The following is a 16,906-nucleotide window of genomic DNA, read 5'->3' as shown; positions in this document are numbered from 1 at the left end:
CTCACCCGGGGGTGCCCGGGTTCAGGAACGTCTGGATCGTCTGCACGGGCCGGCCCGTCTGGACCAGTTGGCCGCGGCCCGGGGGCAGCGGGCGGGCCCGGATGTTGTTCACGAGCGCACCCTCGGAGCGCTCCCCGTTCATGACCAGGGCCGAGGTGCCCGAGTCCCGCAGGGTCGCGAAGAACGACTCGTACAGGCCGCGGCTCGCGCCGCGCACCTTCCGGGTGAGGACCACGTTCAGGTCGAGCTCCGCGGCCATCGGCAGGTACGAGCCCAGCGCCCCCAGGGGCCGGCCGCCGCCGGCGGTGAGGATGTCGTAGTCGTCGACGAGGACGACGAGCCGCGCAGTGCCCGGCCGCTCGTCGCCGGAGCCGCCCGTCGTGCGCAGCTGCAGCTCCTTGGCCAGGGCGGCGGAGAGCTGCTCGCCGACGGCGGCGCTGCCCGCGTACCCGCCCAGGTAGTCGTCCGGGACGACGTCGTCGAGGCCCTTGCGCGGGTCGTACACGGCGAACAGCAGCTCGTCCGGGGTGTGCTGCTCCACGAGCGTCGAGACGACCGTGCGCAGCAGGTTCGACTTGCCGCTGCCCTCGTCGCCGAGGACGACGAGGTGGCGGTCCTTCGACGTCGTGTCCAGCAGCAGCGGGGACAGGTCCACCTCGCGCAGGCCCAGCGGCACGACGCCGCGCGCGGCCGGGACCGGCACGGAGGACAGCGGGGTGGCGGGCGGAAGCACCCGCACGCGCATCGCCGTCTCGCGGGTGGACTCCGCCACCTGGGCCACGAGCGCCGCGAGGCCCTCCGGGAGGTCCTCCACGCCCGCCGACCCGTCGATCCGGGGCAGGGCGATGTGTCCCACCAGCCGGCTGTCGTCCAGGCCGCGGCCCGGCGCCTCCTGGCTGACGCCGGCGGCGGCCTTGCGGTCGATCGCCGAGTCGGCCGGGTCCGTCAGCGCCAGCTCGATGCGGTGGCCGAAGAAGCCCTGCTGGGCCATGCGCAGCTCGGCGCTCCGGTTCAGGGTGGCGACCACGTGGATGCCGTAGCCGCCGCCGCGCGTGATGAGCGTGTTGACGCCCTCCCGGAGCTCCTCGAAGTCCTCCGCGACCTGCCCGAAACCGTCGACGACCAGGAACACGTCGGCGCTGGGCAGTTCGGGCAGCCGGCCCTCCGCCTTGAGCCGGCGCATCGTGGCGAGGGAGTCGATCTGCCGCTCCTCGAACACGCGTTCGCGCACGAGCAGCATGCCGAGCAGCTCCTCGACCGTGCGGCGGACCACCTCGCGGTTGGTGCGGATCGCGGTCCCGCCGACATGGGGCAGCCCGCCCAGCGGGAGCAGGGCGGACCCCAGCAGGTCGACGCAGTAGACGCCGACCTCGCGGGGGGAGTGCGTCAGCGCCAGCGCCGCCACGATGGTGCGCAGGGCGGTGCTGCGGCCGGACTGGGGGCCGCCCGTGATGGCGAGGTTCCCGCCGGCGGCGGCGAAGTCGATCTCCCACAGGCCCTGCCACTGGCGGGCCGGGTCGTCGAGCAGCCCGATCGGCACGCGCAGACGCCCGCCGGCGGCCAGGCGCAGGCCCTCCTCGCCCGGGCGGATGCCGCCCGCGGCGGCGTCCAGGGCCACGGCGTCCGGCAGCGGGGGCAGCCAGATCTCCTGCACGGAGCGCGGGAACGTGCGCAGCGTGTCCATCAGCGTGGACATCACGGTCGGGCCGGTGGAGCGCCGCGGCGCGCGGCTGGCCGGAGCGGCGCCAGCGCCGCCGTCGGCCTCCCCGCCCGCGTACAGCGGGACGGGGACGACGGCGGGGACCTCGGCGGCCACCGGCCGCTCCGGCTCGCGCTCCGCCTCGAGGGGGCCGGAGACGTAGCCGGACTTGAACCTCGTGTAGACCGTCGTGTCTACCTTGAGGTAGCCGTAGCCCGGCACCGGGGGCAGGTGGAACGCGTCGGGCGTGTCCAGGACGGTGCGGGACTCGGACTCGGACAGCGTGCGCAGCCCGATCCGGTAGGACAGGTACGTCTCCAGGCCGCGCAGCTTGCCGGACTCGACGCGCTGGCTGCTCAGCAGCAGGTGCACGCCGATCGAGCGGCCGATGCGCCCGATGGAGAGGAACAGGTCGATGAAGTCCGGGCGCGCGGTGAGCAGCTCGCCGAACTCGTCGATGATGACCACCAGGTGCGGCAGCGGCTCCAGGTGCTCGCCGCGGGCCAGCGCCTCCGCCCGGCGGGCCTGGTAGTCCGTGATGTTCGCGATGTTCCCGGCCGCCTTGAGGACCTCCTGCCGGCGCAGGATCTCCCCGTTGAGGCTCGCGTACACGCGCTCGACCAGGGACAGGTCGTCGGAGAGGTTCGTGATGATGCCCGCGACCTGCGGGGCCCCCTCGAACGGGGCGAACGTCGCGCCGCCCTTGAAGTCGACAAGCACCAGGGCGAGCCGGTCCGGGGAGTGCGTGGCCAGCAGGCCGAACACCAGGGAACGGAGCATCTCGGACTTCCCGGACCCCGTGGCCCCGACGCACAGCCCGTGCGGGCCCATCCCGAGCTGCGCGGACTCCTTGAGGTCGAGCATGGCGGGCCGGCCCCGGTCGTCGGGCCCGAGCGGGACGCGCAGGAAGTCTGCGTCGGAGCGCGGACGCCACGTGCGCTCGACGTCGGCCCGGTCCAGCCGCGGCGTGAGCCCGAGCATCTGCAGGAAGCTGGCCGACCCCTCGCCGGCCCCCGGGTGCTCGAGGGAGTCCGGGCTCAGCCGCAGCGGCGCGAGCTCGCGCGCCAGGGCCTCGGCCGTCGCCACCGGCAGGGCGTCCAGCCGGCCCTCGACGGTCTCCGGGTGGACGCGGTCGCGCCGGTAGTCCTGGACGCGGAAGCCGTCGCCGGTCTCGGTGATGCGCACGGCGACGTCCGAGGGCTCGTCCGCGCGGTCGGCGACCAGGTGCACCACCGTCAGGGCCATGACGGCGGGGTCGGCGAACGCGTCGCCCAGCGGCAGCTCCGCGCTGCGGGAGCCGTGCGTGTCGGAGACGACCAGCAGGCGGGACAGGGCCTGCCCCAGGGAGCGGTCCGTCTTGCGGGCCTCCACGGCGGCCTTGGCGCGGGCCGCCAGATCGTCCGCGGCCAGGGCGCCCAGGGACTGGAGGTCCGGGGCGATGCGCCGCGCCGGGCCCGTGGGCTCCTGCCGGCCCTGGTCCGCCAGGTGCGGCAGCCACGTGACCCAGTCCCAGTCCGCGTGCGCGTGCCGCGGGACCGCCAGCCCCAGCTCGAGGTCCTCGGGCGAGTGGAACGCGGCGGCCCCGGCGAGCAGGTTCCGGGCGACGGCCAGGGCGAAGCCCCGGGACCCGACGACGCTGACGTTGCCGACCGAGTCCAGCGGGACCGTGATCGGCAGCTCCGGGCTCGCCGCGTAGCGGCGGCGCAGGAACTCCGCCTCGGCCACCATGAACGCGTCGGCCTGCTGCGTCGAGGCGGCCTGCTCCGTGACCGTGATGGCGCGGCACGGGCGCTCGCCGGTGCCGAGGCGCACCGAGAGGAAGTCCTCGTGGCCGCGCCGGCGCTCCCACAGGCGCAGGGGCGTGCGCACGATGTCGAAGAGCGCCTGCGGCGGCGGGCAGCTGGCGCGGGCGGCGGCGACGGCCTCCTGTTCGTCCGCGCGCAGGGCCACGCGCGTCCGCTCGAGGTAGTCGGTGTAGGCGCCGCGGGCCTCGGCGCGCTGCCGCTGCCGCCTGCCGCGCTGGCTGAAGAGCATGAAGACCGCGATGACCACGGTCAGGACCATCATCATGGCCCCGACCGCCGCGAACGGTGAGTTGCGGAACACCATCATCACCGTCATCGAGACGGCGCCGCCGAGCATCGGCACGATGCCCATGAGGTTCAGCCCGGGGGCCTCGCCCTCGACCGGCGGCGGGCCCTCGATCGCGAACGGGCGGAACGCGCGCAGCGGCGGGGTGGTCCGGGCGGGACGGTGGACGATGCGCTGGCCCACTACGCCCTCCCGTTGGCCAGGGCCAGGGCCTTCGCGGCCAGCCCCGCCGCGGCCTGGCGGTGCCGCGGCGCCATCCGGGCCGGATCGAGCGTCGAGCCCGCGGCCAGGTGCGCGTCGTAGCCGAGCGCGTAGGCGGGCAGGCCCAGCCGGGACAGTCGGCCGGCCTGGTCCAGGGCGGCCAGGGCCGAGGCGCGGTCCTGCTGCAGGACCAGCACCGCGAACGGGATCGGCGCCAGGCGCGGGTCGGCGCGCCACTCGGCCAGCCGGTGGAGGGCGTCGTCCAGGCCGGAGAGCGTCGCCGGGACCGCATACACGGCGGCGTGGCAGTCCGCCAGCGCCGCCTGCGCGGCCGGCGACTCGGTCCCGGTCGGGCAGTCCAGCAGCGTGATCGGGAAGTAGCGGGAAACGGCCGCGCAGGTCTGGCGCAGCGCGGGCGCCTCCGCCGGCGCCACACCGGAGCGCGGCCCGGTCGCGAAGAGGTTCGGGGCCGCGGGGGCGAGCAGGCCCCGCAGGTCCGCGGCGGACGGCGCGCGCCCGGCCGTGGTCCGCGGGACCAGCGCATCGACCGGGGCCGCGCGGTCCAGGCCCAGGCGCAGCGCGAGGCTCCCGTGGCCGGGGTCGAGGTCCAGGACGGAGACGGAGTCGGGGCGCACGGAAGCGTAGACGCGTGCCAGCAGGGCCGCCGCCGTCGTCTTCCCGGCGCCGCCGCGCGAGGAGACGACGGCGATCCGCCGCCCCGTGGTGACGGCCGCCTGGGCGCCGGCCGCCGCCTCGGCCAGGTCCAGCGGCGTCCGGTCGGACGTGAATAGGGCGCGCAGGGCGCCGAGCGGTCCGCGGCCCGCCGCCGTCGTGCGGGCCAGCCGGAGGCGGTCGGCCTCGAGCGGCGCGCCGACGCCGTCCGGGGCGGACGCCGGAGGTGCGGCGCCGGGGTCCCGCGGCCGGGACTCCTCCGTCTGCCGGCGGCTTCTCCGGGACGGAGGGGCGGGCGCCCAGGGGTCGGCGGGGCGCCCGTCGGCGCCGTGCGGCTGCCCGGGGGACTGGTGGGGGCTCATGCGCGGCGCTTCCTTAGAACGACTCGAGCAGCCGGGCGAAGACGCCGTAGTGGCCGATCAGGAGGGGGACCGTGGCGAGGATGGCGAGCGTCTCGAGGCGCTCGAAGACCTGGCGCATCCGCGCCTGCGTGTGGTCCGGCAGGCGCACGGCCAGGCCGAAACCGATGCACAGGGCCAGGGCCAGCAGGCCCGCGGCCACCAGCCAGGCCAGGCCCGGGGCGAGGGCGACGACGGTGCGCAGGCCGGACCACGCGCCGGCGGCGGCCGCGGCGAACAGGGCGTGGCGCTGCACGGCCAGCGGGAAGGAGCGGGCCCGGAGCGCCGTCGCGAGCACCAGGGCCAGCAGCAGCGGCAGCGACCATTCGGGGTGGGCCGTGCCGGCCCCGACCAGCCACAGGGCCACGCCCGCCGAGGTGGCGGCCGCCAGGACGGCCAGGCTCAGGCCGTGGTGGGCCGACTGCAGGGCGGCAACGGCGTCCGTGCGCAGGATGCTCCCGCCGCGGGCCCGCGAGTCGTCCAGCGTGGCCAGGCCGGACGCGGACAGGGCGAGCGGGGGCAGCGCGCCGAGGAGCAGGACGGTGGCCACGGCGGCGAATCCGCCGACCCCCGCGGCGTCTCCGGGGCCCGTGGACGCCCACGACGCCAGCGGAACGGCGACGGCCCACGCGGCCGTGAGGACGGCGGCGACGGCGGCGCCGGTGAGCGGTCCCCGCGGGCGGCCGGCGATGGCGCCGAGCGCGGCCAGCAGCGCGACGGCGGCCGCGGCCGCGGCCAGGGCGCGCCAGCCCGCCTCCGCGTCCCAGCGCAGGACGCCGAGCACCGCGGCGGCGAACCCGGTTCCGGCCAGCGTGGCCGCGACCGGCCGGGACGCCCGGCCCAGCGCGGCGCCGAGGCCCAACAGCACGGCCCCCGCCGCGAGCAGCACCCACCACCCGGCCGCCGGCAGGGAGCGGGCGACGAGCAGCTCGAGCCCGGCCAGGAACGCCGCGCCGGAGAACACCCCGGACGCGGCCACGAGGTGGCTCCGCGTCCACAGCCCGGGCACGCGCCCGGTGCCCTCGACGACCGTGTCCGCGAGGTCGTACACCACGGCCGGGGGAGGGGCCTCGTGGCTGTTGAGCAGGGTCAGGCGCGCGCCGTCGGCCACGCCGGCGTCCGCGAGGGACGCCTGCGCCGCGATCGGCTCGCCCGCCGGGTCCAGCAGGACCTTGGCGGCCAGGCGCTCGCCGGGCCCGTCCCCGAGCAGGTCCAGCAGCTGGGGCATCAGCGTCCCCGTCGCGGCCGTGGACGGGAGGAGCAGGTCCACGTGGCGGCGGGCGCCGAGCAGGGTGACGCGGGTGTAGGGCCCGGACACGGTCAGGCCCCCCGGGCCGTCGCGGGCGCCGGCCGGACCGGCTCCAGCTCGAGGACGACCGCGGGCCCGGCCTGGCCGCGGCGGCGCTCCTCCTCGGCCTGCCGGTCGGCGAGCAGGTCCGCCACGAACGCGACGCCCACGCACACGGCGGCGACGAGCGCCGCGGCGACGAGGCTGAACAGGAAGTGCCGGGCGCTGGGCCGGTACCTGCGCTGGATGGGGTTCTCCCCGAACAGCAGCGCGTTCGCCAGCCGGCTCCGCCGCACCGCCACCGACTCGATGAGTTGGCTGTCGAATTCCGTGGCCAAATCTGTCCCCTCCGTCTTCCCGCGCCGAGCGATCGTTCCGCGCTCCATCATGTCAGGCCAGGGCCCCGCGGGGCGGCCGCCGCGGGCCGGAAGGGCGGTTCCGCCCTGGGGGAGAACTCCCCATGGCCGGTCCTTGACCCCGTCTTGCTCCCGGCGTTGGATTAATCCCGGACCACACACCACCCGGACAGCGTCCGGGCAAGCGAAGGGGAACCAGGGGCATGGGCTTCAAGGGCAAGATGAACGTCGACGCGATGGGCAGCGCCGTCCAGCAGTCCGAGGACTCGGGCGTCCAGCTGATCAAGCTGGTCGAGGAGCTCGCCGACGGCGTCGAGGACCTCAAGAGCACGTTCAAGGGCAACGCCGCCGCGGCGTACCACGAGTTCATGCGCGAATCGAACCGGGTGCAGGGCCAGCTCGTGGCCGCGCTGGCGTCCATCAACCGCGGCCAGGCGGACACCGCCAAGGCCTACATCGAGATGGACGACACGATGGAGTCCGACGGCAGCTCCGCCGCGGGCCGCGCCTCGGGCGTCTCCGTCCGCGGCTTCAACATCGGCTCCTAGCCGCACCCCCTCCACGACACCGGCGCACCGCGCCCGGAAAGGACCAGACATGACCATCTCATTCGACGAGGGACACGCCGCGCGCATCGAGGGCGACGTCCTCCGCATCGCCGGCCAGATCGAGGGCATCATCGGCGACCGCGAGCAGCAGAAGGCGTTCGTCGCCGAGAACTGGGAGGACGCGCAGAACCGCGAGGGCTACGACGCCAAGGAGAAGGCCTGGATCGACGCGGCCAACGAGACGCTCGACCTCGTCCGCCAGGCGCGCGAGCTGCTGAACAAGAACCAGGTCACGGCCAACCAGACGGGCTCCCGCGTCGGCAGGATCGTCGACGGCATCTGACCGCTCCCGGTGACGCCCGGCACACGCGGGTGCCGCCCGGCGCGCCGGGCAATTAGACTAGGGTGCCGTGCGCTATTCCGGCGCGCCCATCCGGCCCCGACGTGAGGAAGTCCCGTGCCCCAGACCGCAGCCGACCGCCCGCTCCGCGTTGCCATCATCGGCGCAGGACCGGCAGGCGTCTACGCGGCTGACATCCTGACGAAGGCCGAACGCGAGTTCGAGGTCTCGATCGACCTCTTCGACGCCTACCCGGCCCCGTACGGGCTGATCCGCTACGGGGTCGCCCCGGACCACCCCCGGATCAAGGGCATCGTCAACGCCCTGCACAAGGTCCTGGACCGCGGCGACATCCGCTTCCTCGGCAACGTGACCTACGGCCGCGACCTCAAGCTCTCCGACATCCGGGACATGTACGACGCGGTGATCTTCGCGACCGGCGCCATCAAGGACGCGCCGCTGGACGTCCCCGGCGTCGAGCTGGAGGGCTCGTTCGGGGCCGCGGACTTCGTGTCCTGGTACGACGGGCACCCGGACGTGCCGCGCGAGTGGCCGCTGGAGGCCAAGGAGGTCGCGGTCATCGGCAACGGCAACGTCGCCCTGGACGTGGCCCGGGTGCTGTCCAAGCACGCGGACGACCTGCTCTCCACGGAGATCCCGGAGAACGTGTACGCGGGGCTGAAGGCCTCGCCGGTGACGGACGTGCACGTCTTCGGCCGCCGCGGGCCGGCCCAGGTGAAGTTCACGCCCCTGGAGCTGCGCGAGCTCAGCCACAGCCGGGACGTGGACATCGTCCTGTACCCGGAGGACTTCGAGTTCGACGAGGCCTCCGACGCGGCGATCAAGTCCAACAACCAGGTCAAGACCATGGTCAACACGCTGACCAACTGGCTTGTCGAGGAACAGGACACCGGGGCCTCCCGGCGCCTGCACCTGCACTTCCTGCATTCCCCGGTCGAGGTCCTGGGCGAGGACGGGAAGGTGGCGGGCATGCGCTTCGAGCGCCAGGAGCTCGACGGCACCGGCAACGTGCGCGGCACCGGCGAGATGGTGGACTACCCGGTCCAGGCCGTCTACCGGGCGATCGGCTACTTCGGCTCCGAGCTGTCGGAGGTCGGCTACGACCCCCAGCGGGGCGTGATCCCGAACGATGGCGGGCGCGTCCTCGACGCCGCCGGCCAGCACATCCCGGGCCTGTACACGACCGGGTGGATCAAGCGCGGCCCCGTGGGCCTGATCGGCCACACCAAGGGCGACGCCCTCGAGACCATCGGGAACCTCCTCGAGGACCGCCCCGACCTGCCGCCGGCCGAGCACCCGGAGGAGGACGCCGTGGTCGGCCTGCTCGAAGAGCGCGGTGTCGCCTACACCACGTGGCAGGGCTGGCTGGCCCTGGACGCGCACGAGCGGGCCCTCGGCGAGGCCGCCGGGACCGTGCAGACCCCCGCCGGCGAGATCACGCGCGAGCGCGTGAAGGTCGTGCCGCGCGAGGACATGGTGCGCATCTCCCAGGGGGAGTAGCCGCGCCGCCGCCCCTGCCCACCGGGGGCGGCCGACGGGACTTGGGGATCGCAGCGCCGTCGGACACTATTGAGGTGGCCCAAGGACCGGGGAACGCCTTGGGACGGACTGACCGCCAACCGAAGGCCCCCCGTGCACCCAGAACAGACCCCCGAGACCAGCGGAACCGTTCCCGAGCAGGCCAGCGACCCCGAACTGATCGGCCGCGTCCGCGCGGGCGACGCCGAGGCCTACGCGGCCCTGTACGAGCGGCACCACGCGGCCGCCCTCGCCGTCGCGCGCCGGCGCGCCTTCAACGACTCCGACGCCGAGGACCTGGTCTCGGAGGGCTTCGCGCGGGTCTACGCTGTCCTGCGCGACGGCGGCGGACCGGACACGTTCTTCCGCGCGTACCTGTGCACCGCCGTGTCGCGGCTCGCGTTCGCCCGCAACGACCAGGCCGCGCGCCAGCGCCCGACGGACGAGATCGAGCTCTTCGAGCGGGGCGACGAGCACGCCGACCCGGTGATGCGCCGCTTCGAGGCCGGCGTCGTGGTCGGCGCGTTCACCTCCCTGCCCGAGCGCTGGCAGGCGGTCCTGTGGCACACCGAGGTCGAGGGCCTCAAGCCGGCCCAGATCGCCCCGCTGCTGGGCCTGACCCCCAACGCCGTCTCGGCCCTCGCCGTCCGGGCGCGCGAGGGCCTGCGGCAGGCCTACCTCCAGGGGCACGTCGGTGCCGTCGACCAGCGGCGCTGCTCCGAGACGGCCGGCCTGCTCGGCGCCTACGCGCGGAACGGGCTCCGCCAGCGGCAGCGGGCCGCCGTCGAGGCCCATCTGGACGGCTGCGGCCGGTGCACCGCGGTGCTCGCCCAGGTGAATGACGTCGGCGCCTCCCTGCGCGGGATCGTCGTGCCGCTGGTGCTCGGTGCCGGATCCGGAGCCTGGCTGGCCCCGGGCTTCCTCGCGGCCGGCGCCGCCGCGCCGCTCGGCCCCTGGCCAGCGGCCGGGGCCTGGGTCCAGGATGCCGCTGGCCGCGCGGCCGGCGTCGTCCGCGCCAACGCCCCCGCGGCGGCCGCCGCGGCGGCGGCCATGGCCGTCGCCCTCGCCGGGATCGCCGGCTGGACCGTCTGGTCCGGCGGCCAGATCGCCGACGCGTCCCTGGACCGCCCGGCCCGCCCCACTGCGGGGGGCCAGACCCCGGACGCCGGTGCCTCGGCGCCCGCCCAGGGGGCCGAGCCGACGGCCGAGCCCCCGGCCCCCGTCGCCAGCCTCGTCCCTGCGCCGCCCACGAGCGAGCGCCCCGAGGCCACGATTTCGGCCATGCCCTCCGCCGGCGGCGCCGGCGGCGTCCCCGGCCCTTCGACGCCGCGGCACCCGGCCGAAACCGCCACGCGGCCGGCGCCGACGGGGGACCCGTACGTGTCCGGGGTCCCCGCGCCGACCGGCACCGGCGCCGCGACGGGGGAGTCCGTGGAGGATGCCCCAGGTGCGGCGTCCGGCGGGACGCAGGACGGGACCCAGGGTCCGGACGGCACCCAGTCGCCGTCGGAGTCCGGCTCGCCCACGGCCACGCCGTCGGAATCGGCGGTCCCGAGCGAATCCAGCCCGGCCCCGGGCGACCCCAGCCCGACCCCGACCCCGACGCCGTCCGACGACACCTCCCCGACGCCCTCCGACGACACCTCCCCGGCGCCGTCCACGGAGCCCGCCACGGAGACCACTCCGGAGGAGACCGATGCCGCGCCGCCGTCGGCCACCGGCTCCGGCTCCGGGTCCGGGTCCGGTGGGATCCTTGCCGTCGGCACGGCCAGCGGAAGCGGGAAGACCCGCACCGTGGACCTGGTGCTGCCCTGGCGGTAGGCCGCCGGAGGGCCCGGGGGGCCGGCTCCGGCCGCCCCCTTAACGCGCCGGTGGCCGGCCCCCGAAGGGACCGGCCACCGGTCGGTGCGGGCGCGCGGGGCCCGGGCGGTGCGCTAGGCGCGGGCGGCCAGCTCGGCCGCGCCGTCCTTGACACCGGCATCGCCGGCGGCGAAGCGCTCGCGCAGCAGCGAGCCCAGGTTCGCGTCGACGTTCGTCCAGTACTGGAAGAAGCGCTCGCGGATGTCCTCGCGGGTGATCGCGTCGGCCTGGCCCAGGAGCGTCTCGTGGAAGCGTTCCTTCTCCCCGGCGTCGAACACGTCGCGGTACAGCGTCCCGGCCTGGCCGAAGTCGCTGTCCTCGGAGTGCAGCGTCTGGGCCGAGCGGACCAGCGCGCCGTCGGACTCCCACGAGGCCTCGGCGCCGCGCGCCGGCTCGGCGACCGGGCCGCCGAACGAGTTCGGCGTGTAGACGCGCGCGTCGGCATCGTTGAAGTGGTACTGCATGTTGCCCTGGTGCATGTAGTTGCGCACCTCGGCCGCGTGCGGCTGGTTCACCGGCAGCTGGTTGTAGTTGGTGCCGATGCGGTAGCGCTGGGCGTCCGGGTAGGAGAACACGCGCGCCATGAGCATCTTGTCCGGGGAGATGCCGGTGCCCGGGACCTGGTTGCCCGGGGAGAACGCGGCCTGCTCGATCTCGGCGAAGAAGTTGCGCGGGTTGCGGTTCAGCGTGAACGTGCCGACCTTGACCAGCGGGTAGTCCGCGTGCGGCCAGACCTTCGTCATGTCGAACGGGTTGAAGCGGTAGGTCTTCGCGTCCTCGTACGGCATGATCTGGACGTTGACGTCCCACGACGGGAAGTCGCCGGCCTCGATGGACTGGTAGAGGTCGCGGCGGTAGTAGTCCGCGTCGGAGCCGGCCAGGCGCTCGGCCTCGTCGGCGGCCATCGGGACGACGCCCTGCTGGGAGATGAAGTGGTACTTCACCCAGAAGCGCTCCCCGGCGGCGTTGACCCACTGGTAGGTGTGGGAGCCGTAGCCGTTCAGGTGGCGCCACGACTTGGACAGCCCGCGGTCGCCCATGACGTAGGTGACCTGGTGCGCGGACTCGGGGGAGAGGGTCCAGAAGTCCCACTGCATGTCGGCGTCGCGCAGGGCGGACCCGCCGAGGCGCTTCTGCGAGTGGATGAAGTCCGGGAACTTCATGGCGTCGCGCAGGAAGAACACCGGGGTGTTGTTGCCGACGATGTCGAGGTTGCCCTCGGTCGTGTAGAAGCGCAGCGCGAAGCCGCGGACGTCGCGCCAGGTGTCGGGGGAGCCCTGCTCGCCGGCGACGGAGGAGAAGCGCAGCAGCGTCTCGCTGGTCGCGCCCTTCTGGAACACGGCCGCGCTGGTGTAGCGGGAGACGTCCTCGGTGACGGTGAACTCGCCGAACGCGCCGCCGCCCTTGGCGTGCGGGTTGCGCTCCGGCACGCGCTCGCGGTTGAACGACGCGAGCTTCTCGACCAGGTAGCGGTCGTGCAGCGCGGTCACGCCGTCGGCACCGGTGGTCAGCGAGAACTGGTCGCTGGCGACCGGGGTGCCGGTCTGGGTGGTGGTGAAGTTCTCCGACAAGAGACTCTCCTTCTTTTTCGGTGGGTACGTCTGCGGCCCGGGCCTAGCCAACGCCGGCTTCGGCCCTGGTCCTGCAGTCTTGACAGACGCCCTGGTACAGGACGTCGGCAACTTGGATCGCCATCCCGTGGTCCTCGGACGGCGTGAGGCAGGGGGCGTGCCCGACGGCGCACTCCACGTCCTCGACGCGCCCGCATTCCGTGCAGACGGCATGGTGGTGGTTGTCGTCGACGCGGGTCTCGTAGAGCGCGGGGGAGCCCGGCGGCGTGAACCGCCGGAGGATGCCCCGTCCCGTCAGGTCGTTGAGCACGTTGTAGACGGACTGGATGGACGTGTCCGGCAGCTCCCCGCGCACCTCGGACACGACGGTGTCCGCCGAGGAGTGCGGGTGGGCCTCGAGGGCCTCCAGCACGGCCAGGCGCTGGCGCGTGACGCGCAAGCCCTGGTCGTGCAGCCGGTCGGAGAAGTCCATGCCCCTATTCCACCGACTTATTTTGAGTAAGTCAAGATAATCTTTTGAGTGTGTCAGGATAACGGCGCGTGACGTGCTGGCGAATGAGGGGTGCCGGGACCGGGGCGGTGCTGGCCGGACCGCTCGGTAGACTCCTGCGGTGCCCCGCCTCCTCGCCGATCTCACGCCCCTGCGCGCGAGTCCCGCGTACCGGCGGCTGTGGATCGGCAACACATTCGCGGCCCTGGGCGGGCAGCTGACGCTGGTGGCCGTGAGCCTCCAGGTCTACGAGCTGACCGGGTCGAGCTTCGCCGTCGGCCTGCTGGGGCTCTTCGCGCTGGTGCCGCTGGTCCTGGCCGGACTCTACGGCGGGTCCATCGCCGACTCCCGCGACCGCCGCGCCGTCGCCCTCGCGTCCGGGGCCGTGCTCTGGGTCGCGACGGCGGCGATCGCCGCCCAGGCGTGGCTCGGACTGGAGAATGTGTGGGTCCTCTACGCCCTGATCGCCGTCCATTCCGGGGCCGGGGGCATCAACCAGCCCACGCGCGGCGCCATCATCCCCGCGCTGGTCGGGATGAAGCTGCTGCCGGCGGCGAACTCCCTGAACATGGTGACCTTCGGGATTGCCCAGATGGCTGGCCCGGTCCTCGGCGGCGTGCTGGTGGCCCAGGTGGGCTACGCGTGGACGTATTCGGTCGACGTCGTCACCTACCTGGCCGCGCTGTGGTCGGTGTACCGGCTGCCGCCGCTGCCGCCCGCGCGGCGCGGCGGGAAGGCCGGTGTGCGGGCCGTGGCGGAGGGCTTCGCGTTCCTGCGGACCCAGCCGAACATCCGCATGACGTTCCTGGTCGACATCGCGGCCATGGTCCTCGCCGCCCCGCGGGCCCTGCTGCCGGCCGTCGGCGCCGTCCTCATCGGGGGCGGCGAGACGACCGTCGGGATCCTCTTGGCCGCGACCGCGCTCGGCGCCTTCCTCACGGGGGTGTTCTCCGGTCCGCTCGGCCGGATCCACCGCCAGGGCGCGGCCGTGTACCTCGCCGTGCTGGGCTGGGCGGTGGGCATCGGGGGGTTCGGCGTCGTCGTCCTCGCCGCCGGCCGGAGCCCGCTGCCGGCGGACGGGTCCGCCGGCGCCTGGGTCTGGGCCGCAGCCGCCTGCATGGCGTTCGCCGGGGTCTGCGACTCGGTGAGCGGCATCTTCCGCAACACGATCCTGCAGTCGGCTACGCCCGACCACCTGCGTGGCCGGCTCCAGGGGGTCTTCATCGTCGTGGTCGCGGGCGGTCCCCGCGTGGGCGAGCTCGTCTCCGGCGGCGTGGCCGACCTGGTGGGCGAGGGGTGGACGCTCGCCGCCGGGGGCGTGGCGTGTGCGCTGGCGGCGACGGCGCTCGTGCGGTGGCAGGCCGGGTTCCTGCGCTACGACGCGCGGCGCCCGGAACCGTAGCGGGCCGCGGGACGGCCCCGCCGGGCGACGCCTTGGGCGGGGCGACCGACGGGCCGGTCGCCGGGCGGTGGGGTGGGCCGGGGAGCATACCGGCGGGTCCGGACGTTGGATAGATTGGACCCGCAAGGCCGCACCGTGCGGCCGGCGGACCAGGAAAGGGAGACGGCGACCCGTGCACCAACACCACAACGGGCTGAAGACGGCCGCCCTGCTCGGCGGCATGTTCGCCATCCTGCTGGCGATCGGCTGGCTGATCGCCTCGGGGACGGGCAATTCGGCGTTCATCTGGATCTTCACGCTGATCGGCCTCGGCACCACGGCGTACGGCTACTGGAACAGCGACAAGATCGCGATCCGCGCCATGCGGGCCTATCCGGTGACGGAACAGGAGCAGCCGGCGATGTACCGGATCGTGCGCGAGCTCTCGATCACGGCCCAGCAGCCCATGCCCCGCCTCTACGTCTCGCCGACGATGGCCCCCAACGCGTTCGCCACGGGCCGGGACCCGCAGCACGCGGCCGTGTGCTGCACGGAGGGGATCCTGCACCTGCTGGACGAGCGCGAGCTGCGCGGCGTGCTCGGCCACGAGCTGATGCACGTCTACAACCGCGACATCCTCACGTCCTCCGTGGCCGCGGCCGTCGCCGGGGTGATCACGTCGGTGGCCCAATTCATGCTCTTCTTCGGCGGCGGGGACCGGCGCAACGCGAATCCCCTCGCCATGATCGCCACCGCGCTGCTGGCGCCGCTGGCCGCCTCGCTGATCCAGATGGCGATCAGCCGCACCCGCGAATACGACGCCGACGAGGACGGCGCACGGCTCACGAACGACCCGCTGGCCCTGGCCTCCGCGCTGCGGAAGCTCGAGGCCGGCGTCCAGCGCGCGCCGCTCCCGGAGGACCAGCGCCTGGTGAACGCGTCGCACCTGATGATCGCCAACCCGTTCCTGGGCGGAGCCAAGAAGCTGCTCGCGACGCATCCGCCGATGGCGGACCGGATCGCCCGGCTCGAGCACCTCGCGGGACGCCCCCTCGGGTACTGAGCCGGGCGGCCTCGGCGCCTAGCGGAAGTTGACGAACTGCAGGTCCGCCTCTTCGAAGTCCTTCAGCAGGGCGATGGTCGTCTGCAGGTCGTCGCGCGACTTGGAGGAGACGCGCAGCTCGTCGCCCTGGATCGTGGACTTGACGCCCTTGGGGGCCTCGTCGCGGATCAGCTTGTTGATCTTCTTGGCGTGCTCCTGGGAGATGCCCTCCTTGATGGAGGCCTCGATCCGGTACTCCTTGCCGGAGGCGAACGGCTCGCCCGCGTCGAGGGACTTCAGGGAGATGCCGCGCTTGACGAGCTTGGACTGGAAGACGTCCAGCACCGCCTTGACGCGCTCCTCAGAGCTCGCCTTCATCAGGATCTTCTCCCCGCTGAAGTCGACCTCCGCGCCCACGCCCTTGAAGTCGTACCGCTGGGCGATCTCCTTCTGCGCCTGGTTCAGGGCGTTGGACACCTCCTGGGTGTCGACCTTGCTGACAACATCGAACGTCGAATCGCTCGCCATGGGCTCCTCCTCGGTGGGTGGTCGGTTCGCATCACAGAGTACCGGCGCGGCGCCGATTCGATTCCGCGGGACTTTTTCGGTAGAGTCTCTACTCGTTCCGCACGGAACGTTCGGCAGATTACCCGAGCGGCCAAAGGGGGCTGACTGTAAATCAGCTGGCATTGCCTACGGGGGTTCGAATCCCTCATCTGCCACCGTTTCCCGCCAGGGACGAAGGCCCCGGACCATCAGGTCCGGGGCCTTTCGCGTGTCCGCCGTCACGCGGCCGCCACCCCGTCGGCGGCCACGGTTCCGAGCTCCCACAGCAGCAGGTGCGCGCGCGGCCCGGCGGCCATGACCGCCCGGTAGTGCGCCCACTGCCACGCCGTCGCCCCGCCGTCCGGGGCCGGCGCGGCCGGGCAGTCGTCGGGGCTGATCCAGCGGCCCGCCGCCCACACCGCGTGGACCTCGCCCACCGCCGTCGCGGCCGGGCCGCGCCCGGGCGCGGGGCCGGGAGGCGGCAGTCGCCGCTGGATCCGGGCGGCCTCCCCGACGGCGTAGAGCTCCGGCGTCGTGCCGGCCCACCCCGCGGCACCGGCAGGACCCGGCCCGCGGCGGCCTCCGCCCGGACGGGCGCCCTCCCCGCCCGGACGGGCGCCTTCCCCGCCTGGACGGGCGCCCTCCCCGCGCCCGGCAGCGACGCGTGCCGCGTAGGCGGCCGCAAGCCCGGCGCCGGCCGCCAACGCGCCAGGGAGCGGCCGGCCCTCGATGATGGTCAGGACGGTGTGGCGCGGCACGGCGCCCTCCTTCGGCTCGACGGCAGGTGCGGCGACCATAGCCACGGCGGCGGGGGCCGCGCCGGGCCCCCCGCCCGGATTGTGGATAACCTGCCCCGGCGTGGCCCCCGGTCCACAGGCCGAGGG

At 74.3% G+C, this 16,906-nt stretch carries 14 protein-coding genes and 1 tRNA gene; 7 read left to right on the top strand and 8 right to left on the bottom strand.

The window, feature by feature from the left end; translation table 11 throughout:
* Nucleotide 1 precedes the first annotated feature (1 nt).
* The 4 genes from eccCa to AC1Q5D_RS06965 are packed head-to-tail and all read right to left on the bottom strand — an operon-like array spanning nucleotide 2 to nucleotide 6,687.
* Nucleotides 2-3,973 (bottom strand): type VII secretion protein EccCa, encoded by a 3,972-nt coding sequence (gene eccCa / locus AC1Q5D_RS06980; protein WP_481737854.1) that lies wholly within the window; start codon nucleotides 3,971-3,973, stop codon nucleotides 2-4.
* Nucleotides 3,973-5,025, bottom strand: a complete 1,053-nt coding sequence (locus AC1Q5D_RS06975; RefSeq protein WP_481737853.1) for a nucleotide-binding protein — start codon at nucleotides 5,023-5,025, stop codon at nucleotides 3,973-3,975. The genes eccCa and AC1Q5D_RS06975 overlap by 1 nt, the downstream gene beginning before the upstream one ends.
* Before the next feature lie 13 nt (nucleotides 5,026-5,038).
* Nucleotides 5,039-6,379, bottom strand: a complete 1,341-nt coding sequence (gene eccD, locus AC1Q5D_RS06970) for a type VII secretion integral membrane protein EccD (protein ID WP_481737852.1) — start codon at nucleotides 6,377-6,379, stop codon at nucleotides 5,039-5,041.
* A gap of 2 nt (nucleotides 6,380-6,381) precedes the next feature.
* On the bottom strand, nucleotides 6,382-6,687 hold the full coding sequence (locus tag AC1Q5D_RS06965) for a hypothetical protein (protein WP_481737851.1): 306 nt from the start codon (nucleotides 6,685-6,687) through the stop codon (nucleotides 6,382-6,384).
* Between the two features lie 221 nt (nucleotides 6,688-6,908).
* Here AC1Q5D_RS06965 and AC1Q5D_RS06960 point away from each other — a divergent pair, with 221 nt between their 5' ends.
* From AC1Q5D_RS06960 to AC1Q5D_RS06945, 4 genes are all read left to right on the top strand, one after another.
* Complete coding sequence (locus tag AC1Q5D_RS06960) at nucleotides 6,909-7,253, top strand: WXG100 family type VII secretion target (RefSeq protein WP_481737850.1); 345 nt, start codon at nucleotides 6,909-6,911, stop codon at nucleotides 7,251-7,253.
* Nucleotides 7,254-7,302: 49 nt separating this feature from the next.
* The gene (locus AC1Q5D_RS06955) at nucleotides 7,303-7,596 is read left to right on the top strand and encodes a hypothetical protein (RefSeq protein ID WP_481737849.1); all 294 of its coding nucleotides are present in this window, start codon (nucleotides 7,303-7,305) and stop codon (nucleotides 7,594-7,596) included.
* A 114-nt stretch (nucleotides 7,597-7,710) separates the two neighbouring features.
* Nucleotides 7,711-9,114 carry an FAD-dependent oxidoreductase gene (locus AC1Q5D_RS06950; RefSeq protein ID WP_481737848.1) on the top strand — a complete coding sequence of 468 codons (1,404 nt, stop codon included), beginning with the start codon at nucleotides 7,711-7,713 and terminating at the stop codon, nucleotides 9,112-9,114.
* Between the two features lie 132 nt (nucleotides 9,115-9,246).
* Nucleotides 9,247-10,953, top strand: coding sequence for a sigma-70 family RNA polymerase sigma factor (locus tag AC1Q5D_RS06945; protein WP_481737847.1), 1,707 nt, complete (start codon nucleotides 9,247-9,249; stop codon nucleotides 10,951-10,953).
* Between the two features lie 113 nt (nucleotides 10,954-11,066).
* Here AC1Q5D_RS06945 and AC1Q5D_RS06940 read toward each other — a convergent pair whose 3' ends face one another.
* Together AC1Q5D_RS06940 and AC1Q5D_RS06935 are read right to left on the bottom strand one after the other, a co-directional pair.
* Nucleotides 11,067-12,563, bottom strand: coding sequence for a catalase (locus tag AC1Q5D_RS06940; protein ID WP_481737846.1), 1,497 nt, complete (start codon nucleotides 12,561-12,563; stop codon nucleotides 11,067-11,069).
* Between the two features lie 43 nt (nucleotides 12,564-12,606).
* Nucleotides 12,607-13,035 carry a Fur family transcriptional regulator gene (locus tag AC1Q5D_RS06935; protein WP_481737845.1) on the bottom strand — a complete coding sequence of 143 codons (429 nt, stop codon included), beginning with the start codon at nucleotides 13,033-13,035 and terminating at the stop codon, nucleotides 12,607-12,609.
* Between the two features lie 139 nt (nucleotides 13,036-13,174).
* Between AC1Q5D_RS06935 and AC1Q5D_RS06930 the strand changes: the two genes are divergently transcribed.
* Together AC1Q5D_RS06930 and htpX are read left to right on the top strand one after the other, a co-directional pair.
* Nucleotides 13,175-14,455, top strand: a complete 1,281-nt coding sequence (locus tag AC1Q5D_RS06930; protein ID WP_481737844.1) for an MFS transporter — start codon at nucleotides 13,175-13,177, stop codon at nucleotides 14,453-14,455.
* 172 nt (nucleotides 14,456-14,627) lie between these two features.
* Nucleotides 14,628-15,497: a zinc metalloprotease HtpX gene (gene htpX / locus AC1Q5D_RS06925; protein WP_481737843.1), complete on the top strand. Its 870-nt coding sequence runs from the start codon at nucleotides 14,628-14,630 to the stop codon at nucleotides 15,495-15,497.
* Between the two features lie 18 nt (nucleotides 15,498-15,515).
* Here htpX and AC1Q5D_RS06920 read toward each other — a convergent pair whose 3' ends face one another.
* Nucleotides 15,516-16,004: a YajQ family cyclic di-GMP-binding protein gene (locus AC1Q5D_RS06920; protein WP_481737842.1), complete on the bottom strand. Its 489-nt coding sequence runs from the start codon at nucleotides 16,002-16,004 to the stop codon at nucleotides 15,516-15,518.
* Nucleotides 16,005-16,116: 112 nt separating this feature from the next.
* On the opposite strand from AC1Q5D_RS06920, the gene AC1Q5D_RS06915 reads away from it, so the two are divergent.
* Nucleotides 16,117-16,198, top strand: a tRNA-Tyr gene (locus AC1Q5D_RS06915).
* A 63-nt stretch (nucleotides 16,199-16,261) separates the two neighbouring features.
* Here the strand turns inward: AC1Q5D_RS06915 and AC1Q5D_RS06910 are convergent.
* Nucleotides 16,262-16,780, bottom strand: a complete 519-nt coding sequence (locus AC1Q5D_RS06910) for a hypothetical protein (protein ID WP_481737841.1) — start codon at nucleotides 16,778-16,780, stop codon at nucleotides 16,262-16,264.
* Nucleotides 16,781-16,906: the final 126 nt, after the last annotated feature.

Source organism: Arthrobacter paludis (assembly GCF_056782315.1).
Note: the sequence above shows the minus strand (reverse complement) of the source record. Positions and strands in the feature narration are given on the sequence as shown.